The 22,757-nt window shown below is 47.8% G+C and carries 27 protein-coding genes and 1 pseudogene; 5 read left to right on the forward strand and 23 right to left on the reverse strand.

The window, feature by feature from the left end; genetic code table 11:
• Positions 1 to 163: 163 nt before the first annotated feature.
• The 21 genes from ACYQ8U_RS20440 to ACYQ8U_RS20540 form a co-directional block, all read right to left on the reverse strand.
• A complete protein-coding gene (locus ACYQ8U_RS20440) occupies positions 164 to 1,597 on the reverse strand; it encodes a conjugal transfer protein TraH (RefSeq protein WP_459947418.1) in 1,434 nt (477 codons plus the stop codon).
• Complete coding sequence (locus ACYQ8U_RS20445) at positions 1,597 to 2,550, reverse strand: conjugal transfer protein TraF (RefSeq protein WP_459947419.1); 954 nt, start codon at positions 2,548 to 2,550, stop codon at positions 1,597 to 1,599. The genes ACYQ8U_RS20440 and ACYQ8U_RS20445 overlap by 1 nt, the downstream gene beginning before the upstream one ends.
• Positions 2,544 to 3,089: a S26 family signal peptidase gene (locus tag ACYQ8U_RS20450; protein ID WP_459947420.1), complete on the reverse strand. Its 546-nt coding sequence runs from the start codon at positions 3,087 to 3,089 to the stop codon at positions 2,544 to 2,546. Before ACYQ8U_RS20450 ends, ACYQ8U_RS20445 begins: the two co-directional genes overlap by 7 nt.
• On the reverse strand, positions 3,064 to 3,429 hold the full coding sequence (locus tag ACYQ8U_RS20455; RefSeq protein WP_459947421.1) for a hypothetical protein: 366 nt from the start codon (positions 3,427 to 3,429) through the stop codon (positions 3,064 to 3,066). The genes ACYQ8U_RS20450 and ACYQ8U_RS20455 overlap by 26 nt, the downstream gene beginning before the upstream one ends.
• Positions 3,430 to 3,824: 395 nt before the next feature.
• Positions 3,825 to 4,658 (reverse strand): plasmid replication initiator TrfA, encoded by an 834-nt coding sequence (gene trfA, locus ACYQ8U_RS20460; protein WP_459947422.1) that lies wholly within the window; start codon positions 4,656 to 4,658, stop codon positions 3,825 to 3,827.
• 51 nt (positions 4,659 to 4,709) lie between these two features.
• Positions 4,710 to 5,009, reverse strand: a complete 300-nt coding sequence (locus tag ACYQ8U_RS20465; protein WP_459947423.1) for a helix-turn-helix domain-containing protein — start codon at positions 5,007 to 5,009, stop codon at positions 4,710 to 4,712.
• Positions 5,006 to 5,833 (reverse strand): TrbC family F-type conjugative pilus assembly protein, encoded by an 828-nt coding sequence (locus ACYQ8U_RS20470; protein WP_459947424.1) that lies wholly within the window; start codon positions 5,831 to 5,833, stop codon positions 5,006 to 5,008. The genes ACYQ8U_RS20465 and ACYQ8U_RS20470 overlap by 4 nt, the downstream gene beginning before the upstream one ends.
• 1 nt (position 5,834) lies before the next feature.
• On the reverse strand, positions 5,835 to 6,779 hold the full coding sequence (locus tag ACYQ8U_RS20475; RefSeq protein WP_459947425.1) for a TraU family protein: 945 nt from the start codon (positions 6,777 to 6,779) through the stop codon (positions 5,835 to 5,837).
• Positions 6,772 to 7,383 carry a hypothetical protein gene (locus tag ACYQ8U_RS20480; RefSeq protein WP_459947426.1) on the reverse strand — a complete coding sequence of 204 codons (612 nt, stop codon included), beginning with the start codon at positions 7,381 to 7,383 and terminating at the stop codon, positions 6,772 to 6,774. The genes ACYQ8U_RS20475 and ACYQ8U_RS20480 overlap by 8 nt, the downstream gene beginning before the upstream one ends.
• Entirely contained in the window at positions 7,370 to 9,907 is a 2,538-nt protein-coding gene (locus tag ACYQ8U_RS20485; RefSeq protein WP_459947427.1) for a TraC family protein, read from the reverse strand. Before ACYQ8U_RS20485 ends, ACYQ8U_RS20480 begins: the two co-directional genes overlap by 14 nt.
• Positions 9,904 to 10,401: a type IV conjugative transfer system lipoprotein TraV gene (gene traV, locus ACYQ8U_RS20490; RefSeq protein WP_459947428.1), complete on the reverse strand. Its 498-nt coding sequence runs from the start codon at positions 10,399 to 10,401 to the stop codon at positions 9,904 to 9,906. Before traV ends, ACYQ8U_RS20485 begins: the two co-directional genes overlap by 4 nt.
• Entirely contained in the window at positions 10,398 to 11,636 is a 1,239-nt protein-coding gene (locus ACYQ8U_RS20495) for a TraB/VirB10 family protein (protein ID WP_459947429.1), read from the reverse strand. The genes traV and ACYQ8U_RS20495 overlap by 4 nt, the downstream gene beginning before the upstream one ends.
• Complete coding sequence (locus ACYQ8U_RS20500) at positions 11,633 to 12,655, reverse strand: TraK domain-containing protein (protein WP_459947430.1); 1,023 nt, start codon at positions 12,653 to 12,655, stop codon at positions 11,633 to 11,635. The genes ACYQ8U_RS20495 and ACYQ8U_RS20500 overlap by 4 nt, the downstream gene beginning before the upstream one ends.
• Entirely contained in the window at positions 12,652 to 13,311 is a 660-nt protein-coding gene (locus ACYQ8U_RS20505; RefSeq protein WP_459947431.1) for a type IV conjugative transfer system protein TraE, read from the reverse strand. The genes ACYQ8U_RS20500 and ACYQ8U_RS20505 overlap by 4 nt, the downstream gene beginning before the upstream one ends.
• On the reverse strand, positions 13,308 to 13,577 hold the full coding sequence (locus ACYQ8U_RS20510; protein WP_136815983.1) for a type IV conjugative transfer system protein TraL: 270 nt from the start codon (positions 13,575 to 13,577) through the stop codon (positions 13,308 to 13,310). Before ACYQ8U_RS20510 ends, ACYQ8U_RS20505 begins: the two co-directional genes overlap by 4 nt.
• A gap of 16 nt (positions 13,578 to 13,593) precedes the next feature.
• Positions 13,594 to 13,887, reverse strand: coding sequence for a hypothetical protein (locus tag ACYQ8U_RS20515; protein WP_459947432.1), 294 nt, complete (start codon positions 13,885 to 13,887; stop codon positions 13,594 to 13,596).
• Positions 13,888 to 13,936: 49 nt separating this feature from the next.
• Positions 13,937 to 14,419 carry an OmpA family protein gene (locus ACYQ8U_RS20520; RefSeq protein ID WP_459947433.1) on the reverse strand — a complete coding sequence of 161 codons (483 nt, stop codon included), beginning with the start codon at positions 14,417 to 14,419 and terminating at the stop codon, positions 13,937 to 13,939.
• Between the two features lie 121 nt (positions 14,420 to 14,540).
• Positions 14,541 to 15,044: a hypothetical protein gene (locus tag ACYQ8U_RS20525; RefSeq protein ID WP_459947434.1), complete on the reverse strand. Its 504-nt coding sequence runs from the start codon at positions 15,042 to 15,044 to the stop codon at positions 14,541 to 14,543.
• A complete protein-coding gene (locus tag ACYQ8U_RS20530) occupies positions 15,013 to 15,555 on the reverse strand; it encodes a sigma-70 RNA polymerase sigma factor region 4 domain-containing protein (protein ID WP_459947435.1) in 543 nt (180 codons plus the stop codon). The genes ACYQ8U_RS20525 and ACYQ8U_RS20530 overlap by 32 nt, the downstream gene beginning before the upstream one ends.
• Before the next feature lie 4 nt (positions 15,556 to 15,559).
• The gene (locus tag ACYQ8U_RS20535) at positions 15,560 to 15,883 is read right to left on the reverse strand and encodes a hypothetical protein (RefSeq protein ID WP_459947436.1); all 324 of its coding nucleotides are present in this window, start codon (positions 15,881 to 15,883) and stop codon (positions 15,560 to 15,562) included.
• Between the two features lie 7 nt (positions 15,884 to 15,890).
• Positions 15,891 to 16,109, reverse strand: coding sequence for a hypothetical protein (locus ACYQ8U_RS20540; RefSeq protein ID WP_459947437.1), 219 nt, complete (start codon positions 16,107 to 16,109; stop codon positions 15,891 to 15,893).
• Between the two features lie 110 nt (positions 16,110 to 16,219).
• Between ACYQ8U_RS20540 and ACYQ8U_RS20545 the strand changes: the two genes are divergently transcribed.
• A complete protein-coding gene (locus ACYQ8U_RS20545; protein ID WP_459947438.1) occupies positions 16,220 to 16,819 on the forward strand; it encodes a hypothetical protein in 600 nt (199 codons plus the stop codon).
• A 146-nt stretch (positions 16,820 to 16,965) separates the two neighbouring features.
• Here ACYQ8U_RS20545 and ACYQ8U_RS20550 read toward each other — a convergent pair whose 3' ends face one another.
• Positions 16,966 to 17,283 (reverse strand): HU family DNA-binding protein, encoded by a 318-nt coding sequence (locus ACYQ8U_RS20550; RefSeq protein WP_459947448.1) that lies wholly within the window; start codon positions 17,281 to 17,283, stop codon positions 16,966 to 16,968.
• A gap of 673 nt (positions 17,284 to 17,956) precedes the next feature.
• On the opposite strand from ACYQ8U_RS20550, the gene ACYQ8U_RS20555 reads away from it, so the two are divergent.
• The 4 genes and pseudogenes from ACYQ8U_RS20555 (at position 17,957) to istB (ending at position 21,450) form a co-directional block, all read left to right on the forward strand.
• Positions 17,957 to 18,400, forward strand: coding sequence for a hypothetical protein (locus tag ACYQ8U_RS20555; protein ID WP_459947439.1), 444 nt, complete (start codon positions 17,957 to 17,959; stop codon positions 18,398 to 18,400).
• Between the two features lie 71 nt (positions 18,401 to 18,471).
• Positions 18,472 to 19,041 (forward strand): annotated as a pseudogene (locus ACYQ8U_RS20560) (ParB/RepB/Spo0J family partition protein); the annotation flags it as partial.
• Between the two features lie 307 nt (positions 19,042 to 19,348).
• On the forward strand, positions 19,349 to 20,734 hold the full coding sequence (locus ACYQ8U_RS20565) for an IS21/IS408/IS1162 family transposase (protein ID WP_459947440.1): 1,386 nt from the start codon (positions 19,349 to 19,351) through the stop codon (positions 20,732 to 20,734).
• Entirely contained in the window at positions 20,731 to 21,450 is a 720-nt protein-coding gene (gene istB / locus ACYQ8U_RS20570; protein WP_459947441.1) for an IS21-like element helper ATPase IstB, read from the forward strand. Before ACYQ8U_RS20565 ends, istB begins: the two co-directional genes overlap by 4 nt.
• Before the next feature lie 418 nt (positions 21,451 to 21,868).
• Here istB and ACYQ8U_RS20575 read toward each other — a convergent pair whose 3' ends face one another.
• Positions 21,869 to 22,753 carry an alpha/beta hydrolase family protein gene (locus tag ACYQ8U_RS20575; RefSeq protein ID WP_459947442.1) on the reverse strand — a complete coding sequence of 295 codons (885 nt, stop codon included), beginning with the start codon at positions 22,751 to 22,753 and terminating at the stop codon, positions 21,869 to 21,871.
• Positions 22,754 to 22,757 lie beyond the last annotated feature (4 nt).

Raw genomic sequence — 22,757 nt, forward strand, 5'->3', positions numbered from 1 at the left:
GCCAATCGGGTGAAGGCTTGGGTAATCGGGCCAAAACCACCGTAGGTATAGTATTCCATGTCCATGGCAAAGGCCGGAGTGACAGGGAATATGCTTGCCACCAGAAATACCAGACAAGAAACGGCAGGGAATTTGATCGTAGTTTCTTTTATGGGGTTCAATGCTATTGAATCCTTGTGACGACATCTTTGCCGAACCGACGGGTAACTTCCTGGTTCATCCGGCTTTCAAGGTCTTGCATCCGTTCCAGATAGCTTAAAATGGCATTCATTTCTGCTGTTGAGGCGATATAACTGCTTTTGGCCCCTTCTTTTAGCTGTTGGATTTTCTCCAACATGAGGGAAAGGTCCTGGCCGGCATTTTCCGCGAAAATAACAGCGGCACACGTATCTGGACTGCCACTTGATCCTGAAGCCTTTTTTTCCAACACTTCTCTTGCTTTTCTGGCAATCATTTCCGCCCGGATATACAAATCCGAGATCATTTGCAGGCTGTAAGCAGCGGCGGTGATATCGGCCAAGCCGCTTAAAGTTGCACCTTCCGTCCTGGTGCCGACGGCACTTTTGAGAATAGGCAAGGGAGACAGCGGATTAGAGTCCATAAAAGCTATCTCTGTCGGTGTGAATGCACCTTTGGTGCGTAATTTGTCGGCAATACTGCTCAACTGAGTTCGCACATACACGCCCATATCCCTGTTGCCATCTGTCACCTGCGAACATATACCGGCAGAGCTTTTGATGTAAATATCACCAATGGCAACGGATCTGATCGACTCAGTATTGTTTTCTGAACATGGCGGCATGTAGGAAATTTTGTATGCTTCAGCCGGTCCCGATAATTTCAGATCACCAACCAGACCACGAATGAGATCAATATGAGCCCCAGGAATCGACATTTTGGCTCCGACATTAGCGAGCATCGAATCGCCGTTTAAAAACAAATCCAGTATATCTGCGTTACATCCCGAGGTTACAGCGGATACGTCACCAGATGAAACAGCACCACCGCTTGCCTGTTCCGCTGTGGTCAGGTCTGTCCACATGTCTGATACACCACTGACTAATTTGTTTTCCTTGACCGCGGTACCGAGTCTTTCCTTCATTTCTTCCCCGGAATGAAAACCATTTTCGTCAGCGACAATGCCAACCAACGACTTCCCTGCTGAACATTCGTCTATCTGCATCTGGTTGAGTGCGTCGGAGAGCGCTTCAAAGTTTTTAATTGTGTTGGAGCATTGTTCACAGAGCGTTTTCAGTCCCAGGTCGAAGGCCACCCCGGCGGCATTTGACAAGATGGCCTGGAGCTTATCCACCAGATAATCGGTATCCATAAACGAGAAACCGCCCATAAACACGTCAATACCGCCGCAGCCGCTCTTTACTTTCGGCATTTCCAGCGTAACCGGATAATCGGCGGTACTTTTCCAGCGACCGGAAAAACTGCCGGCGGAATAATATCCCCGTTGCTGTCCCTGGAAATAGCCGGTCTGCGTTGTGTTGCTCTGCTGCAGCCAATCATCCACCCACCCGGCTTCTGCAAGCTGGGCTAAAATTGGACATAATAACATCACGGATAAAGCGAAGATTATCTTGTTCATTATCTTTTTCTCCAGGGCTGTTCTTCGATCTCTAAAATTGCACCAGGGTCAAATGCGCCGCCTTTTTGATAATCATAGGTCTGGAAGGTATCTATGTTCGTATCCCCGCCCAGATAGCGGATGGCCTGATAGAGTTTTCGCTCCAGTTCGGAGAGGGCCACGACCCCGACTGATATCGGCATGGATTGTTCTGTTTTATCTTTGATGAGAACCAGGGTTGGGGTGGTAGTGATGTTAAACCGGGTCGCTAAAGTGGTGTGCCGACCGATATCAATGGGCTTGATCTGCCAGCCGTATTTTTCCACGAAATAAGTGAGGATTGCCGCTTGCTTGTCACAGAATCCGCAACTCTCGCCGACAAAAAAGAGCAAGGCATGATTTTCACGAGCAGCCAAAATGGTGCTGGAAATTTCCTTTTGCTGCTCCTGCACCCTGGCCGATATACCTGGTGTCGTTGTCGGATACACCTGATTGATATTGAATTTATCGCTGTATTTTTGAGTGACGAATTTTGTGGCATTGGCATAGGCCAGAGCCTTCCGGCGAGCGACATCCTGCATGATGAGATATTCCAGAATGTTCTTCTCATTCGGCGTTTGTACCGCTTTTTTCTGCACTCCATTCAACAGCCCCTGAAATTCGTCCGGATGTAAATTCCAGATGTCGTTGATGGTGTAGTCGTCCATCGACGGGTTTCTGGTCTCGAACACCTTTGGCCCGGCTTCTCGGGTTATGGTTGAATTGTCGAGGATTGCAGGTTCCTCCACTACTTCTGGAGCTGGGTCGTGATACCAGAACCAACCTTCTTTGGCGGTTTCATAGAAAGCCGGCCCCGACGCAGGAATCTCTTCGGCCAGTGCCTTTGTCGTCATGGCCATGATCAGAAGCCAGCTACACAGCCAGGCGCCGATAATCCCTCTGCCGATAATCCCTCTGCCAAAACCGGTTACCACAGCGGTAGTGCCTTATGAAGAATTTTACCTGCATCGACAAATCCAAAATATTTGCTGTCGTAACTGCGGGGGTTGGTACCGATCATGAAGAAATTTTCTTCCGGCACAACCCCTGAAAATTGAAATTGAGGCAAGGGACGCTTGCGGGTATCGGCTGCCAACGCCTTGCCGACAAAAACACCCCGGCAGAAGAATTGCCCTTGGGCATCACGGGTGAGCACTTGACCTGGAGTGCAACCAACTTTTTTTATCAGCTTACCCAGTTTTTTGTTCAGCATAGGCTTGGCATGTTTTTCCACGTCTTCTTTGTCCCCTTGAAAAACGAGATAATCGCCATTTTTGATTTTATCCCGGTTGAATCCCGTCATGAAAAAAAGCCGATGGTCGAGTGAATCGCTGAGTGCGACAATGAGCCGTCCCGGCAGAAACGACCCCAGCAGCACGGCAGTGAGAAAAACCATTGCCACGGTCTTTTCCCCGTGCGTCAAACCAAAGTAAAAACCGGCCAACCGGCTATCGAGGAGAAATCTCGTTACCATTTCGCATCACCACATCTTTCAAAAATATCACATGCCGTCTCTTTTCCGCTTTTGCATCGAGAAGGGCTTCTGTCTGGTCCAAGTTTGACTTGAATTGCTCTTCCGTCATTTCACCTGCTTTTATCAAAGCCGTTTGCTCGTGCAGATAGCCCTTGAGGTCAAAGGTCAAAATTTTCTGGGCAAAAAACTGGTCATATCCCCAGATCGCACCACCAACGATCAGAATGGTCATGACAATTATTTCCAGATAGCCGGGAGTTGTTTTTGGGGTTTCTGCTCCCGTTGCTTTTGCTGGTAATGTTTTTTCTTCACCAGGAGTTTTTGCTCTTTCTTTTGTCATGTCTTCTTCTTTTCTTTTTAATAATCTTTTAAAAGCTTTTGCTAATTTTTCTCCGTCAAATATCGTGTTGTTTTATCGCTTTTTTTTGATGGTCAAAAAAATAATCTTGCTACCGCTATGCCATGGTCGTGCTACCGCTATGCCATACTCCTTGCTACCGCTATGCCATACCTTGCTACCGCTATGCCATGCCCTTGCTACCGCTGTGCCATGCCTTTGCTACCGCTATGCCATGCCTTTGCTACCGCTATGCCATACCCCTTGCTACCGCTATGCCATACCCCTTGCTACCGCTATGCCATGCCTTTGCTACCGCTATGCCATGCCTTTGCTACCGCTATGCCATACCTTTGCGACCGCTATGCCATGCTCCGTGCTACCGCTATGCCATACTTTTAAACCGGTTTTTCTATGACTTTTTTGGTCTGAAAACGAACGATATGGATCTTGTCTTCGTGATCTATGGTCCAGGATTTTATAGCCCCAACTTCCACAAGATTATCAAGTGATCGTCGCAAAGCTGCTCGAAAATTGCTTAATCTGCCGCAACTTGAACCACTCAATTCTAATAATTTAGACACCTGCATAGGGAAAATGGTTTGCATGCTATTGTAAAATCCATGTAACCATTTTGATAAATTGTTGGATAACGATACCCGCTGTTCCCATTGCACAGATGTCCATCCCCGCTCAAACAGTGCGCCTAAACTACTGTTCAAGCGCAGTGAATAGGTTTGCGTTTTATAATCGTAGAAAAAATCGCGTATTAACGAGCCGCCGTACATTTGCCGCTTTCCCGTATATGGATCAGGGACTTCGATATACACCATATTGGCAGCCAAACGATCAATGACACTCATCAGCCACTTTTCACCGGAACCGCCAACGGTCTTTCCAGTGGCCGCCAGAAAGCCATTCATCGAAAAGCGCACGGCATTTCCCGGCAGGATATTTTTTTCGTCGGCGGTTAAATGAATAGCGTGAAGAAAAACATCAAGATCACTCTGATCGAGTTGCTCGCCGGTGTACCATATTTCCACGCCATTCAACGAAGCGACTTGCTGTTGTTTTAAGTATTTCCGAGTTCCTTTTTCTATCAGACCAAACAGGGCCGACTGCAGACAACTGTTTGGCGCCACATGTTCAATATTGGTATGAGCAGGTAAATTCGGGATTTGCTGGTCTTCGAGATTATCAGGTAGCATTTGCAGAGATTTACTTTTGGCCATAGCTTTTCTTCTAGCATCGAGAAGATGCGCTAAATGACTCAAATTTTATTTTCATTGGTGAGCCGTTACACTCTCGCCTGAAGGGAAAGCCGAATAGCCCAGGGCCGGTTTTGTCTCTTTTTTGCCTATGTATCCATATTCCTCAAGTACCGCTAAAGAACGGCGCGCCGGCTTGTCGGAAATCCCGCTTTTTTTACAAAGCACCTTCACTGTCGGAAAAGTTTTCTCGGCATTGATTACCAGATACACCGCCACTGCGTGTGGTCCGATAATGGCAAGATCCCCGCTGTGAACCAGATCTTTGACCTCTTGCTCTGATCGTAGAGGTCTTATTAATTCAAACTGGCTCATCGGCTTCCTCTGATCTTGGTTATAACAGCAGTTAAACCCGGGCTTTTTGCTTCCTGATTAACTTTTTCCAGGAGGGTAACAATGCCCACATCGCCTTGAATTTGAAAAATCCCGTCGCCTCGGTCATAGATAAGGGCTGGAACTTCGGTTACGCTGTACTGATTAAAGAGTGCGGGTTTGATCGAAATTGCCGGTTTAATAAAATCACATGGTTTTTCCGGAGTCCTTTCGCAGGTGGTATCTTTTTGCAGAACCTTGCTCCACCATTGCACTCTTTCTTCTTTGTGCTCTTTCCTTAGGCCGCCTACCATGCCTTTCATGACCGGCACTACCTCGGGCACTCCTTCGAGGGAGGTCATGTATGCCTGAAACGACGCCTCCGGGATGGAACTGGACAGGAAGAGGTACACTTTTTCAGTCTCGGCAAAGATGACTTTTGCTGCCTGTTCCTTTTGTTTGACTCCCCTGCTTTCAGGCAGAAACAAATCTGTCTGCCTGTTGAACTCATCTGCTATTTTCTGCTGAAATTCGGGCTTTCTGAAATCAGCATTGGACTTTTGGGCTGCTTTTATTCCTGCATCTTTATGGATATTTTCTGGGAGAGTCATGGTCTTTGCCAGCTCTCTGGCCTTATCCATAGCTTTCCTGGTTGCTTCGTCGTCAATTACAGCCTGCTCCCTGGCCTTTTCCAAGAGAGCCGGTGGCAAAGCAGGGACAGCCTTGTCGGAACAAGGGCATGCATCGCTCAGCACCGCTAAAGCTGATAAGGCAGATAAGCCGACAACAAATCCGGCCAGCATGACGATAGAAATTTTTCTTCGCATATCATTCGCAACACGTGCAGCAGAGGACCTTTCTAAATACCACCCAGAGAAATTCATCATTTGACCCTTTTGCTCCCATATAGGGTGGGTTGAGACCGGAATCATAGAACTTGGCGGCTTTGCCAATGGGGTAAGTGGACCGGAGATCGGGCCTGGCCGTGTGCATCTTGTAGTGGCTCTTGGTCCAGATCGGCGTGTACTCGCAGCCACAAAGAGCAGCCGGGTCACAAAGCATGAACAGACGGTTCAGCTTGAAGATCAGCCGTGACGCTGTGGTATTACTGGCCTGAACAATATTGTCGTTGTCCACATGGCCGCTTACGGGATAGGTTGACCCGCTGCTGCCGATACACCAGGGCATCGAGTCGAGCGGGAAGCCTACATTGACAGCCGCCGCATCGGTCATGCAAAGCAGCTGCATGGCTTTATTGGCAAATAATCCAGCTTCTGGAGTGATAGTGACTGCAAGCTCATCGTTTTGCCACATTGCATCAAATTCAGTCCACCAACCTCCAACATCGCTATTTTCACAAAGAATTCCACCCAGCATCGTATCCAGAATCGAAAAGATAAACGCGTGTGCCTGAAAGAATGTAGACTCATCGGCAATAGAGACAGCATCCGAAGATTTGTTCTTTCCGCCTAATACGTCATCAATCGAACCCGCGGCGTCTCCACCGGACCCCATAAAAGGAGAATAATTTGCCACTGAAACCGTATCTATGAATAAAGACGGGTCCCAGTATTGGTAAATTTCACCTATCTTGAAAAAAACTGGTGGGGGCCTGGGACAGATACAAATCCCTAAAAATTTAAAGTTCACATCATCCCAGTTTATATCCGTAACTGGGTTCCACATATCGCCTGATTTAAGGACAGCAAAGGCTGGAGAGGCAGAAAACCAAAGCACCAAAGCCAACAAGAAGTTTTTTATCAATCTATTCATCAATCTTTACCTCCTGCACCATCATCTTTTTGCCATTCTGGGTAATCACGCAAGGAGCGGCGGCCAATTGCAGACGATCAGCTATGGTTTTGGTCAGATAAAAGACGGGTCTGTCTAATTGCTTCATCAAGGGAGCGGCGAATCCTGCGGATATCAGCAGCTTCACTTGTCGATTCTTGTTATAGGGCGACTCAAGAAACCACTCCACTTGCTTTTCGTCCTCGCTATTGATGACCACCAATGGATTGGGTAAAGAGACATAATCCAAAGGATTCCAGGTAAGTCCTCGCCGGTACATGATCTGCCCATTTTCACCCGGGATGTCATGATCCAGGGTGTAGGTCATATCGACGAGAAATGTCCGATCTCTCTTGACTGTCGGCAGGGCATGGATGTCTTTTGCCTGGTAGTTCCGCCTCTGTTCCGCCATGACCTTTGCCAGTTTTTCATAGTCAAGACCGGCCTTGATCTCTTCAACCAGGTCCAGCTCCACTATGGGGTAGGTCTTGCCGATGGTGCCAAGATTTTTTCCAGAGGTGAGAGAGACCGACAGAAGGCAAAAAATGACAATGATAATGGGAATAAAAAACTTACAGTTGTCCATTTTTCCGCAACTCGACCATTTCCAGGATGGCCTCATGATAGGTCATGCCGCATGTAACCCGCTCTTCGATCATGGCGATTTCAGATGCCTTGGAGGTATAAATAAAATAGGCGTAATCGTTTACTATCAAACGAGCCGGACCAATGCCAAAGGGCGTGTCAAAGAAGATTTCTGAGTAATATGGAGGATTGGACTTGATACTTTTCAGGAGTTTCATGGAAAAATCATCGTAATCAATCAACTTCAGGTCTTTTGCCTTGTCAAAAGAGGGCGATTCCAAAAAGATTTTGAAGGCCGAGTTGTCTTTGATGACAGTGCCGACTTCCCCAAATTGGTCCAGATCAAGAATAGACTGGGTGATAATCATGAAACTGCCGGAGTATTTCCTGGCCCTTCGGTAACCCTCATTGACAACCGGAGCGAGCATTGAGGACTTATCCAAAAACTGCCATGCTTCATCGAAAATAATCAGCCGATGCCGTGACCGATCCGAGAGATAAAGGTCTTGGGTAACGGCATTGATAATGAGCATGGTGACCACCTTGTAGAGATCAGGCTTTACTTTCAGGTTCTCCAACTCAAGGACAACAAATTCATCATGACGAATATCAAAGGTGCTGGGGCCGCAGAAGAACTTGCCGTAAAAACCATACGAGGTGAAGTTCATCAGGAGAAAGCCTAATTTCTTCGCTTTCTCAATTAATTGTTTATTCTCACTATATTGTTCCATACCAGCGCCAGTGGGGAATAATTTCATGAATTCCCACACCGTATCGGCATCGGCGGCTTGTCCTTTTTGATGCCATGCCCAATTTACCGCCCAATAAAATAAATTGATTTCCTCTATATCATCACAGCCTGTTTTCGAGTTGGCGTAGGCCATTTGCGCGAATACGGTGGAGATCGCCGATAATTCCTCCTCCGGCTCTATGATATTGGTGAAGGGATTAAGACAGATATCTGAATCAGGACTGAAATCCAGATACCTTGCCCCGAGCATATCAGCCATTTTTTTGTAGGAACCGCCAATATCAATGATGCGGATTATGGAACCGCAGGCGTAATAATTAAAGGCTATGAAGTTGACCAGAAACGATTTGCCGGATCCGGATGTGGCGCAGCAGAAGCAATTAAAGTTTGTTGCCCCTTTGGCGAAAAAGTCCAGTGAAATGAGCTGCCCTTTCCGGCCGGTGAAGATCAGATTCGGGATGCCGCCGGATCCGACAAAATCCCCCTGAACCGGCAGCAAAGGGGTTATTGAAGGCACTGATGCGGTAAAATCACGCTCCAGATTTTCAATGTTCTTGCCATCGGCGTAAAGACAAAGAGGAAAAGACGAGATAAACAGGATTTTCAGAACCATATTGTCCCGCTGCATCACATAGCCGTTATTCTCCCACAACCGTCTAACCCTGGTACATGAATCCCGGGCTTTTTCCACATCGTCTGAAAACACCCAGAAAACCGGAATGATCTTGAGGAATTTGACGCCATGTTCCAGATCATCAGCGGCCTCTATGTGTTCCGCTTGCTTACGATGCAGCAGGGTAGATAATGAACCAACCCCTTTCTGATTGAGCATCAGATTGGTTTTTGCGTGGATTATTACATCTATCCCCTTCTGAAAGACGATATTGAAGCAATAGAGAAAATCAGTCTTGATCTGGTCAGCATCCGAGACAATGCCCCATATCCCGCCAAACAGGGAGTTGGTCTGCATCGGGTCAACTTCCTTGGGAAAGCTCTTGGGTGTCGTGCAACACCAGTACTTATCTCCAGCCTGAATATAATCGCTCCCCTCCTTGATAACGGTATCCGCGTTGATAATCTGTTTTAAAATGGGGATGTCGTGGCTGTAGGAATTGAAATTATGCTCCGGATAATCCTTGGGATAGGTATTGAGCAAGCGCCGCAACCATTCCATCAGGTTGCCTGGCGGCAGATTTCTCGGGAAAAGCTGGGCCGCTCGCAATGTCTCGGTGATCTGCCGCTTGATGTCGAGTAACGGTGCAATCTTTTTCTTATCCCCCAATTCGTCCGGCTTTGGCATGCCAGAGGCATCGCCAGGGACTTTGACCGCGACAAACAGCCGGAAATTTCTCACTGGAATAAAGCTGCACGCCTCCAGGCCATTTTTACCTTCGAGTAAAAATTCAGTAACTCTTTCGGTATTGGTGACAATTATTGATTCTGTTCTGGTTCGACTCTGTCGATACTGCTCTATGATCGGTTCTATGTGGGAATCAGCATGTAAAATAAACTGAATGATTGTGTCATGAGGCATCCCCGTTCTGAAAATACCTTCAAGGGAGTTCATGGCCTTTTCCCCGGCGTAAGTAAGTGGGGAACACTCCCATATCATCCCGAAGGTGCTGTCCTGGTTGACGTAGATTTCATGCTCCTGATCGTAGGCGACATAGTTCAGGAAGGCAGAAAAAGGTTGCCGCCTGGTCAACTTGGCAATATCGCTGTGTTTCAGATATTCTGTGTTGCCGTAGAGAAGTCGCTCTAAAAAGTCAATCATTGTAGAGCCCTTGCCTTTTCACTTATATCTGTCAGCACCCACCCAGATTCTTTCAGCTTCAAATAGACATAGCGAGTCATAAACAGTTCGTCGTTTTCTCCTTTGTACGGCAGCATCAGTACCCGCATGATCCTGGGTGGTTCCAGCATTGGCTTGTCCGGTTCCGCCAGGAGTGCCGTGAGTGTTTTGTAACGGCTGTCTTGCGCGGTGAGCTGGTGGATGTTGGAGGCATCGGGTGTAGCTGGTGGACAGGGGGCAGTGTCGCCGTTGGCATCGGTGCAATTTGTCGCACTTGCATTATCCGCATTGGGGAACCTGGCCTCCTTGTAAGCGGATGGCGTGGAAATACACTTGCCGGCATCGTCTCTGGTGCGGCATTTGAAATCTTCCTCATAGGGATTGACGACTCTTCCCACCCCGCCACAACCGGAGAGCAGAAAAAGGGACAACAGCAGCAACAGCAACAATAATGGAATGGCATTTTGTGATCTCATAACGATTCGTCTCTTGTATAGTCTTTAATCTCCAGATCTTTTCCTTCCGAGACAATGACCGTAATTTTCTTGGTCGCAGCCACTTCAATTACCGGTGTCGTCTGCTTTGCTAAATCCATGTAAAAATCCTGCAGGGTGTTCGCTCCCTCTGATAGCCCACCACCGACGGCATACTTGCCGATCTGCGAAGCTTCAACCGAGTTGGTTGTTCCCAATACCGATGTGGAGGTTGTGGTGGCCGCCGCTTTTAACGCTTCGCCTGCCCCGCCGAAAAAACCGGCTATGATCGCCCTGGCGGTTGCCGCGCCCATCCGGGAAACCACTCGTCCGGAGAGGCCGACCTTGGAGTCGGAATCAGTGACAAAGCCCTTGATCGGGGTATCGATAACGGCACTGCCTTCGTTGGACAGACAGGACAAGGAGACCAGGCGAACATCGGCCCGTTCCTTGTCCAACCGGCCTACGGCCTCGGCAATGACGAAACAGCCGGAAAGGTTGGCCTTGATGTCATTTGGCAATACTGCCGGGGTCTGGATACGGAGCAAAAGAGGCTCGGAATTGCCCCCCTTGGCACCGCTCGAAGTAGCAGCATCGAAACCTGTCAAAAGGCTCGCCTCCATAAAAGAAGGTGGGAGATAGACCGTCCGACCTTTTTTTTTACCGTCATCCTGGGGAAGTGCAGCTGCCTCGTTTGAAATCACTAAAATCTTGCCGACGATCTTCTTTTCCTGTTTCTGGTTTCCACGGCCGCCTCCCCCAGGTGACGGCCCCAGATTACGGCCACCTGATGATAGTTGACTCTTACGAACAGGCATGCCATATTCATCAAGAACTTGGTTGCCATTTGCATCCAGTACATGTTCAGGCAGAGGTTTTCCCTGGGATAGTTGTTCAGGCGTGGGGATAACTAATTTTCTGTCTTCGGCATCTCTAGCATCTCTCGTTTTCTTTTCGGCAAGAGCCAGAAAATCGGTCTGGCTTTTTGTCAGATCGCTCATGCCTTTTTTCAAGGCTTCAATCTGCCGCCCTTGTTCTTTCAGCATGGTCTTTTCAATCATGTCCGGATCGAGGTAAATGGTCCTGTTTTTTTCAGTTCCGGCAACATCGACCTTTTTTTTCGCACGGGAATTGTACCCGGTAACCGCGATTGCCAGAACAATGAGACCGACTATAGACCAGGCGAAAACCTTTTTGTTATACGGTGTCAGGTTGTTGAATTTTTCTTTCAAGGTCATCGCGATTGCTCCCGTTTTTCAACGACAAACACCCTGGTCACCTCGCCGGTGTTCAGCACCTGATCCTCTATTGCCACGGCCAGGATGGACTCGCTGATTCCCAGTGACAGAAAGGTTTTCTCCTGCAACTCCATTGCCTCATTCTTGGTAGAGGCCACTTTGAATTGCTTCAATCGTAGCCCTACCCCTTCCACATCCACCGTCTGCATCAGGTTGACGCTGAGATCATCACAAAGGGGAACCAGGGTATGTGCATTTGACACCCTGTAGCTGGGTGGATAGCCGCCTTCATACCCTTCCTTGATGATCTGCAGGACCTGTTTTTCCAAAGGCATGTTTTTGTAATGGTCGATATTCTTTTTAAAACTATCCTTTGCCGGTGCGGCCAGCTGCAGGGTAACCGATGAGATTTCTTGAGGTTCGGCAATCAGGGTATAAACAGCACCATTGCAGACAATAAATATCTCGCTGGGGGTCTCGGCATAGGTGAGCATCCCGTTGAATTCCTCGGCCTTGAATTTGATGAAGGCATTATTGCCGGAAAAATGACCGGTAATGCCCTTTTCTTCCGAGAAAATCAAATCACTCATCGGCCCGGAACAGACAATCCGGTTGATGTCACGATTGGACAGCTGCACGCTGGTCGGCATTTCAGGAGCAATGAAGTTGACTGGCGTTGGGTAGTCAAAAGGGTCATTGGTCATAGTTGAAGGTTCTAGGGGTGTTGGCTCGCTTATAACCGGAGATTGCTGGTCTTGTAGTGGAAAAAAAGATTCCTGGTCTTGCAGATCAGGTGGCTGTTCATTCACTGGCTCTTTAAAAACAGGTTGTGGTTCTTCTTTTGCTGCTTCTTGAACAGTGGTGACTGGCGGAACTTGAGCAGGTGGTTGTCCATCTTGTTCTGCTTGCGCCACAAAATCGGCAACATCAATTGAAACAGGTGGAACCGGTGCTTCTTCTGCCTGCACCGAGGATCCAGCCAAGAGCATACACAAGCTTATCCGTAAGATTTTCTTCATTTCGTTTCGGTCTCCGCTTGCTTGTCCATTTTTATCTTTTCCTCTGCTCTTTTCTTCAGCGTCGCTTCTCTTTCTGCTTCTGCTTTACGTTCGGCAATATCCGCTCTGGGATTCTTCTCTTTGAACTCGCTCATCTCAAAACGACCATCACGGATGCGATAAGCGACCACGAAGGTTTTGGCTGCCTTTTCGAGTTTTGTGTCTCCGGCAAATTGGGCCAGATTGCCGAACATTTCGATGGTGCCCTCACTGATATTGATTTTCTCCAGGTAAAATGTCGAACTTACCTGCGATTCTTCAATACGACCCGCCAGGGAGTACCAGCTTTTTGAGGCTTCGGGGTAGGCTTCAGATGTGTAAAGAGAGAGTAGATCATCAAACTGCCCTCTTGCCGTGGGTGGGGAGTAGGTAGTTGCCAGGTTGACTATTTTTCTGCTCATATCCTTGATGTAAGTCTCGGTAGGCTTGCCCTGGACGAACTCAATCGTGCCGGTCATAGTGGGTGGAATCAGCACAACACGTTGATATTTAACAGCCCGATACACCATAAGGGAGTTGAAGCAGACGGCGACGGCCATTGCCCCGATAGCAAATTTAAGCAGTCGGTTTTCTACGAATAAGTTGCTGGATTTTTGTACGAAGATATCTGCTTTCATTCGTGAAACTCCTGCTGGAAGTAGTCGGGATAATTGTTCATCTTGACCAGGCCAAAGACATACAGGACATGCTTCAAGAATCCCCGTGCCTGAGAGCGTTTGGTTTTGGTGTAGGAGTATTGAAAGACCAGGAAAATAAGCCACATTAGCTTACCGTACAGCAATGACAGGGTGAGGAAGAAGAGGAACAAGACCAGCTCATCGACCTCAAACCACAGTACTTGAAAAGGTTTAGAGAGATATTGCGGAAACTTTCTGGCGATCATTGCTATAATCTCCTCGTTACATGATTACAGCGCCGATAGACTGCACAACGGTATCAGCGGAAAGTAGAAACGCACCCCCAAGAACAACGCCAGCCGCAGGAAGAATCATCTGCCGGATTGCAAGGATGGCAGCAAACGCCATCGAAGCAACACCAGCGACAAAGCCAATCGGGCCAAGCAAAATCTGCGTTACCGCAATATCGTACAGGTCATAGGCAAAAGAACCAGCCGCCGGAGTTGTCATAGCCAAAACATTCACTGCCTGGAGAAGTAAAACGGTTAGACTGAAAAGAAAAATTACTTTTTTCATGATCACTTTTCCTTTTGTTGTGTTGTGTTGTTGCACAAGTTTGTGCGTTTTAGTTTTTCGTTGGTTTTATCTCTACCCTTCTATTGCTTTCCGGAGTGTTGCCGTACATCATCCCTTTTCCTTTTCCTTCTCCTTTTACCGAAGCCACCTTGAAACCATTTCTTCGCAGCAGGACAGCAACAGCCTCGGCTCGATTCCTGGACAGTTGCAGGTTCTGCTTTTCACTCCCAATCGAACAGGTGTAACCGCTAAGATACAGAGGACAGGAGGCACAACACTCTCGCAAATCCATCAGCAGCTTGTTGCCGGCATCAGGAGATAACCCTGCGCTGCCCAGATCAAAATAGACCACAGGTAACGTACGGATTTCCGGTTCAGAGTAAAAAGATGGTCGCCCGGCAATGATGAAGGTTTGATGGATGGAAATTTGTACTGGTGTATTTATGGCAGGTGGGTAGCTGAAAAAATCCTGCCGGATTTCAAGCCCCCAAGCCGAACGACAAACCGGATTACAAACCGAGATGCTGAACATGAAAAATACTCCTATAATCCGAAAGGGTTTTTGCATTTTTTTTCTGGCTTGAGTTATCATTTTTGTCGCATCAAAGAAACTACCGTTTCTTTTTCTTAGATTATGTTTTGTCGCACCTTTCTCATGGTCGTTTCGCACTTGCTGTTGCACTTGCTGATACGCTTTTTTCGAGATCGTTATTGGACATTTTCACGCCCTCATTTTGCTGTTCATAGAGCTTTTTTTGCACTTGTCTTTCTTTGGCTCTATGGACTCTCTTTCGTACCCGATATAGTTTTCTATGGTCATAAATTGACATCTTAAACCGGAAGGTTAATTCAATTTCTGCAATCAGATTTTTCATAAAAAGACGTTTATCCGGCTGCAGGTTCATGAACCTGGAAAATGCATAGCGTTCCCATTTTGTTTCCAGGTCACATGTGTCAATAAGTGCTTTTCGATATTTTATGTTTTTCTGACGCAACTGCGGTCTCAGAAAATCATGCAGTCCCCAAAGGTTTTCCAGCAATTTCAAACCGATTACATCGTTATCCTGGAGAGGATCGCAAATTTTTTTTGACCTTTTCATCCAGCGGAGTGTTTTTAACGAAATTTTAGAGGTCTTCGCATATTCTTTGATTTCCATAAGCCTCTATTCTCCTGATGGCATTTGATAAAATCCTCCTGACCGATTGGATATGAATCCCAAAATGATTGGCAATCATGTTAAAGCTGACGGGTTTTGGCTGAGAAAGGATCCACAGGGAAACCAGCCGTTGTCGGCCAGTGAGTGCAGACAATGCCTCGGATACGACTGTCTCATCCAGCTCAGAAGATTCATTCAGGTCGGGGAATTGTTCTTTTTGAAACGCAATGCTTGCCGGTGGTTCGTTTGCCAAGGCAACACCGGCTGCCAGTTGGATACATCTGGTACGAAAGACAATACGGAAATACCGGCTCGTGAGGGACAGATCTTTGTTCTGATCGATTAAGACCGATATGACCCGATAGACGGCAAGCTGGGCCTCTCCCGCCAAGTCACGTGAATCGCACGACATATACCGATAATATGGCGCGGCGATGCACCATATCAACACCCGATTGGAGCTCACCCAGGATTGTGCCAGTGGCCAGATGTAATGTTTGTCCGCACTCACATTTCTATCGTGTTAAAATGACGGCCGATTTTCTCTTTCGGCCAGGTTGTTGTTTCGTTTTTTCCACTTTGATTGCTTTTTCTACAAAATTGTCGAGATCTACTTTTCGGAAAAGCAGTTTTCCTTTTTGTTGTTCAGAGGGTCTTGAATATGGAATTAATCGCTGTTCCACGGCGAGCCGCCTGAAGTGATCAACAGAATAGCCCGTATATTGCGCGGATTCTTTCAAGGTCATTACAGAAGAAATGCTAGTTTCTTTTCCAACCAACAAGTCAAGTATCAGTTTTTGATTTTCTTCTATGGCCGTCAACCTGGCATCGATATCCATAATATTCTCATTCAGTATAGATGTACTCTTCTACGATGTCCCTGAGCTCTTTAGGCTTTCTTGTCATCCAAATATCTCTATCAATACCCATTACTTTCTCCAGTTGTATTGCCACGGAGACAGGACAGGGACGCCTGCCCCATAAAATATGGCTGAAGAAGTCAGGGGTAATGCCGGCCGCTGCGGCAATTTTCTTTTTCGTTGTTTTTTTTCTAAGTCTGTTCATTGGTCTAATTTAGGTCTACCCAAAGAATAATGTCAACAGAAAAATCAAAAATCTTGCCTTTGCATTAAAAAAAACTTGTTTTTGTTATATTATTGCTCTATTATTGAGCAATGAACCAAAAAAATCTCAAACAATTGCATGCGGCATTAACTCATCTGCTCGAGGAAGAAGGCAGAGGGGCACAAACTCGTCTTTCCACTGAGCAAAAAATTGATCGTGGCTATTTGAATGCTATCGTTAAGCAGAGAAAGTCCGGATCAGGTAAGATGTGGGGAAAAATTTCCCATCATTTCAATATGACCTTAGAGGAAATGCTGTCACTTGGGCGCACTATTTTCGCAGAGGTGGAGGCCCCTGGATTAGATCAGGGCAAGAGGGAAGAACCTGGAGTTTCTCAGGGTGTCACCATTGCCCCAGCGGATAAAATCAAAAAATATGATTTTTCCCCAAAACCCGAGAAGGCCACACCGGATATTCCTGAAAAAATAGTGCAGGCAATCGAAATACTAAGGGAAGAGACTGGCTACAGTAATCCTTTTTCCGACGTGATTGATGTTTTTCAAAAAACGATCAACACAGAAAAAGAAAATGCACTGCTGAAGAAGGAAAATGCACTACTGAAGGATAAGCTCAAGGAGCTTGAATCACGGCTGGACGTCTTGGAATGCAAATCAGAGAGTGAAAATTTTGGTAAGCAGAAAATCGCATAAAGCCTGCGGCCCGCAAACATAAAAAAAGCAAAAATGGAAAAATTATCTGGTTGTTTGAGTTTGAGGAATAAATGCTTCTCCAGTTTTTAAAACACGCACCCTGAGCATCAATAACCCAGATACGCTCAGGGTGGACACGATTTATTCTATTTTTTTGCCTTAGCTTTTACTTTCGGTGCAGCCTTGACCGGCTTTGGGTTCAGGTCCTTGAGAGTTTTTCCTGGTGTGAATTTGCCGTTGGTTTTGGCAGCTATTTTAATTTCCTTGCCGGTCTGCGGGTTCCTGCCTATGCGAGCAGCACGGTTTACCGCACTGAACGTACCAAAACCCACCAAAGCTATCTTGTCTCCATCCTTGAGAGCAGCCGTGGTTACAGTGATGAAACTGTTGAGAGCTTTCTCTGCTTGTGCCTTTGTCAGTTCGGCTCCTTCGGCCATTTTCGCTACAAGTTCTGCTTTGTTCATAATTCCTCCAAAATTGGATTGTTCAAAATGCATTAAATTTTAAGAAAGGAGACATCAACCTCTTCTCTACAACAGATACCGGTATAATCAACTAATTTTCTGATATTCTGAACAGACCAAAGATAGCTACGGGAAAGCACAGATCGAAAGCGAGATGAATTCGATGAGGCAACAAGAGAGAGCAGCGAAGTTGATCGAGAGTCGCCTTGATGACAAGGTTGCACAGTTGTTTAGGCGGTACAAAGCTTCAACGCTAATCAAAAATGAACCACGTCTGCTAATGAAAATTGAGCCACCTCCTTCCCTTTTTTCTTAGCTCTTACAAAAGAGTTAATAAGACAGCCGAAATCCTCTCAACAGACGAGGAAAATACGACGAACAGGGGCCGACATTAGAAAGGTCCTCGCCAGTACCCCGTCCATTCAGGTGGCAGCTCCTCCGACGAGCAATTTTGCGGGCCCATTCTCGGAGCTGCCCCCTGAATGGACTACGCACTGCCGCAGCCCCGCCCCCAGAGGTTCAATGGAAAAGGAAAGAGAGCTCAATTAGATGTCCGCAGCGAATTTTCCAATTCCAGCTGAAACATTGCAATCTCCTCCGGTTTTTCTTCCTTTTTAATTTCCCATCTAACCGCTGATCTGCTCAATGAGATGAATTTGTTGAGGAGATCAGCATGGCCGAGAGGCGCAAATGCAAACACTGCTACCAGGGTTTTAGCCCTCGTCCGCAAAATCCTGATCAACAGTATTGCTCGGAAAGGGCCTGCCAACGCGCTCGTAAACGAATCTGGCAACGGAGGAAATTGCTTGTCGACCTTGACTACCGCGCCAACCAGAGTGCCGCCCGGAGTAGCTGGCGGGGGAAGAATCCCGACTACTGGTCAAATTATCGAGCGAAGAACCCGGACTACGTGGAGGGCAATCGTCAACGGCAACGGGAACGTAACCGTCGTCGGCGCGGACAGGATACCGACCGGACCCTGATTGCAAAAATGGACGCGTCAATACCTGAAAGCTCCATTAATCCAGGACGATACCTGTTGAGCAGGGTTGAGGGTGGCTTGATTGCAAAGATGGACGCGTTACTCGTTGAAATCAACGTCGTTTCCGGTGGTTAATTAAACTTCAACATTGATTGCAAAGAGAGGACTCGTAAGCTTGTAGGCCAGTTTCCTGTTAAAAGAGGTGCATGAAAAAGCAAACCGTTGACCTTCATCTGCTTGAATTGCGCTACGCCCACATCCGGGTAAAGAACGAGGCACGGGTGCGCCGGTTGGCGGACTCTATCTCGCGCCATGGCCAGCTTGAACCGATGCTGGCGGTATCCAGCGAAGATAACCAATTGATACTGGTCGATGGTTATTTTCGTTATGCGGCACTCAAATATCTCGGCCGGGATGCCGGTCTGGTAAGGGTAGTTGATGAGTCAGAAAGTCAGACGCTCTATCAACTTCTGATTCTGCGTGGAGAACGGCAATGGGAAGCGATTGAAGAGGCCGGCTTAATCCAGGAACTGCATCGTCGATTCAGTTATTCTTTGAGCGAAATCGGCAGACAGATAGGCCGTGACAAGTCCTATGTGAAGCGACGTATGGATCTGCTGGAATCCTTGCCCGAAGAGATTTTATCACGAGTAATCGCCGGAGAGATCTCAACCTGGGCCGCCAGTCGGGTGCTGATACCGTTGGCGCGCGCCAATCCCTCCGATGCAACAAGGCTTGCCGCCCATCTTGAGCGTGAACCGATGTCCACCCGGAAACTGCAGTTGTTTTATGAGCATTACCAAAAGGCTAACCGGCAAGTTCGGGAACGGATGCTGAGCCAGCCTGCGCTGTTCATCAAATCGATTCAGGCTCTTAATGTGAACAAAAACGAAAGCCCTGAAGAAAAATGGCTGCATGACGCCAAAGTGGTCTGCGCCATCCTGGATCGTCTGCGAGAGAAGGCGGATACGGTTTTTTATCCGAACCAGGAACAAAAGTTGCGCCGCCAGCTGCTGGTCCGAGCGGCCAAAGCAAGGCGTTTGACCGTCGAACTGCAGCACAAAATCAAGGAGCGTCTTGAATATGATCGACCCCATCAAAGAGCAAGTGATCCGGGAAATGGCAAAACAAGGGGTAGCAAAGCGGATGATCGCCAAACAACTAAAGGTAGCCCGCAACACGGTGGACAGAGTGCTCGCGACGGCGGCAGCCCGACCATCGATCAGCAAGGAGTCGGGATATGACCAGTACATCGGACAAGTACGCGAACTCTTCCGCGACTGTCAGGGCAACGTCGTCCGGGTTCAGGAGGAGCTGGCGGCTCGGTATGATATCAAAATCCCCTACCAAAGCCTGACCTGGCTGATCCGTAAGTATCAGCTGCGCATTCCGGCACAGAAGAGGGCCGGACGCTATCATTTTGAGCCAGGCGCTGAGATGCAGCATGACACCTCGCCTCATCGATTCAAAATAGGCGACCGTCTGCTTACCGCCCAGTGTGCCGGTCTTTCCCTGGCCTACAGTCGGCAGCTTTTCATCCAGTACTATCCAAGATTTACCAGGCTTGAATGCAAAACCTTCTTGACCGAGGCCATGGCCTATATGCAGGGCGCTTGCAGCCGCTGCGTGATCGATAATACCAGCGTCATTGTCAGCCACGGCGCAGGTCCTGATGCCTCATTCTCCCCGGAAATGGAGGCCTTCGCCGGAATCTACGGCTTTCGTTTTTGGGCACACCGGATTAACGACCCCAACAGAAAGGCCAGGATCGAGCGACCATTTGACTATGTCGAACGAAATTTCCTCGCCGGTCGAACCTTCACCGACTGGCATGACCTTAACCTCCAGGCCAGGCAATGGTGCGATCAGGTAGCCAACCGCAAGCCAAAGACCAGCTTGGGAATGAGTCCCATGGAGGCTTGGCTCATGGAGAAGTCATCCCTGCAATCCTTACCGAAAGTACTGCCGCCGGTCTATCTGTCCGCGCAACGGACAGTGGATATCGAGGGATACGTCCATCTTGACACCAATCGCTACTCGGTGCCCGACACCTTGATCGGCAAGAATGTCGAAGTACTGAAATACTGGCAGCAAGTGGTCATTTATCACGGTAGGACCATCGTTGCCGAACATGACCGCGAGCTTCTGGCGCGGGAAAAGCGCATCACCACACCAGGCCACCATCGGCCACTCAACAGTAAACGGGCCCATCAGGGAATCAGCACGGAAGAACAAACCCTGACCGGTCAGCATGAATCCCTCGATCAATATGTCGCTGAACTCAAGAAGCAGGCCCGTGGGCGGGGAATAGTCAAGTTGCGGCGTCTGCTTGATCTCAAAAGGACGTATCCCCCAGCTCCGTTCCAGAAAGCGGTACAGGAGGCACTTCATTACGGCCTTTACGATCTGGCCAGACTGGAAAAAATGATCCTGAAAAACACTGGAGGCGATTTCTTCGAACTCTCATGACTGACGAAATCCTCGAACTTCTCAAACAACTGAAACTGCACGGCATGGCTGCCGTCTTTCCCCGGCTGCTGGCCAAGGCAGAGAAGGAAGGCTGGGGGCATCAGAATCTGATTCTGCAATTGCTCGCCGAAGAACTGCAACACCAAAAAGAACGAAGTGTGCTCTATCGTCTCAACCAGGCAAAGATCCCCTGGGACTGGACCCTCAGCACCTTCCCCTTTGAGCGTCAACCGGTGGTTGATCGAACCAGGATTATGACCCTGGCTGGACTCGACTTCATGCAGCGAGGCGAAAACATCATCTTTACCGGGCCAACCGGCACCGGTAAAAGCGGCTTGGCTTCCGGAATCCTCAGGCAGGCATTGATCTCCGGTTACCGCGGTCGGTTCTACAACGTCCAAAACTTGCTGGACGAGCTTTACGCCTCCCTGGCGGACCGCTCAACACCGCAATTGCTTATGCGACTTTGCCGTTACGATTTGTTGTTACTCGATGAATTAGGATATCTAACCCTAACTCCCGAGCAGATGAACAGCTTCTTCAAGCTCATGAAAGAACGCTACGAAGCAGGCAGACCAACAATAATCACAACCAATCTTGCCTTCGAGCACTGGTACGACATCCTCCAACCCAAAAGTATGGTCGACGCATTGCTCGACCGCCTCCGGCATCGCTGCTGCATAATCCCGATCGATGGGGAATCTCTCCGCACTTAAGCCGCTCAGCAAATCTCAGCTAATCTACCCACCCGCATCGCTCTTTTGCATCCCCTCAAGACACTCCTGACCGCGCACTCTCTGGCTCAGTTTTCGTTAGCAGAAATGGCTCAATTCCTGTTAGCGCCCAAGGTACAAAGAGGAATTGCCAACTTGTTTGGAAGAGATTGACCATGAAATGGACAAAATATTCGGGGCGTATTTGGATGCACAGGGTGTGGTGTATGAGCGAACAGAATCATGGAGAAGGTCTAATTCCAGGCTGCGATTTTGTTGTTAGGTTATAGAAATTTCGGGACTTTTTAGCAACAGTAGACACCTTTTGCATAAGAACTATCAAAGAAATGCGACATTCAAGGTGGCAACCTTAACAGTATGTGAAAATTACTGTCATTATTGTGGCAGGAAATTTGGGGCTTTATTCCTTGTCCTGGAATTTTGCTGAGTGTTCTTTGAACCATTCCAGCGCATCATTCCACAATGGCTGTTCTTGTGGACGAAAATAACCCATATGCCCGATACCTCCTTGTCGTTTATCAGGCACGAGGTCAACGCATTTTACCGACGCATGTTTATATGCTTTGATAAATGCATCGCGAGAACGGGGCGGTGCCCAGAGGTCGTCCAAAGCATTTGCAGCTATTATCGGTGTTTTTACTTGGGCAAATTTGTCTTTGACGTCAGGTGATTTCGGATCATCGAAAAAATAATGTGGGAAAGTACACCAGTACCGCCATTGTTTATATACTCCCAAAGGTAAATCCTCGCCGATACCAAGCATAGACATTGGGGCATATCCTTTAAAGGCAAGAATGGGCAATATTATGTTCCAGAGCAGACGGACCTTTAGGCTTTCCATCGGCGGCATCCAGCCATGCCAGCCTGCTCCGGTTGCAAAAACATAAAATCGATCAATACGATCATGGTTAGGCAATAAACCCAGCGCATGTCCACCGAATGAATGCCCCACCATGAAAAGCGGTACTTTTTCACTTGCCATGCAGTTTACGGCTGCAGCTAGGTCAAGACTTGCCCAGTCAAGAAAAGTTGCTTGAAAACCAACTAAAGTTTGAGGTTTTGATTTTCCTATCCCTCTGTAATCCAGGGTTAATGTTGTAAAACCGCAGGCACTGGCATAGCGGGCAAAGTTGTAGTAAAACCCCTGAGGAACACCCGTTGCCCCTGCTACAATTAGGTTTCCCAGGAGCTGTTTTTGAGCCTTGAATCGTGATACGGCTATTCGGTAACCATCAACGGCGGATAACTCGAACATTTCATGTCTGTGCGATACCTTTGTATTCATTGCA

This window comes from Desulfocastanea catecholica (assembly GCF_054657295.1).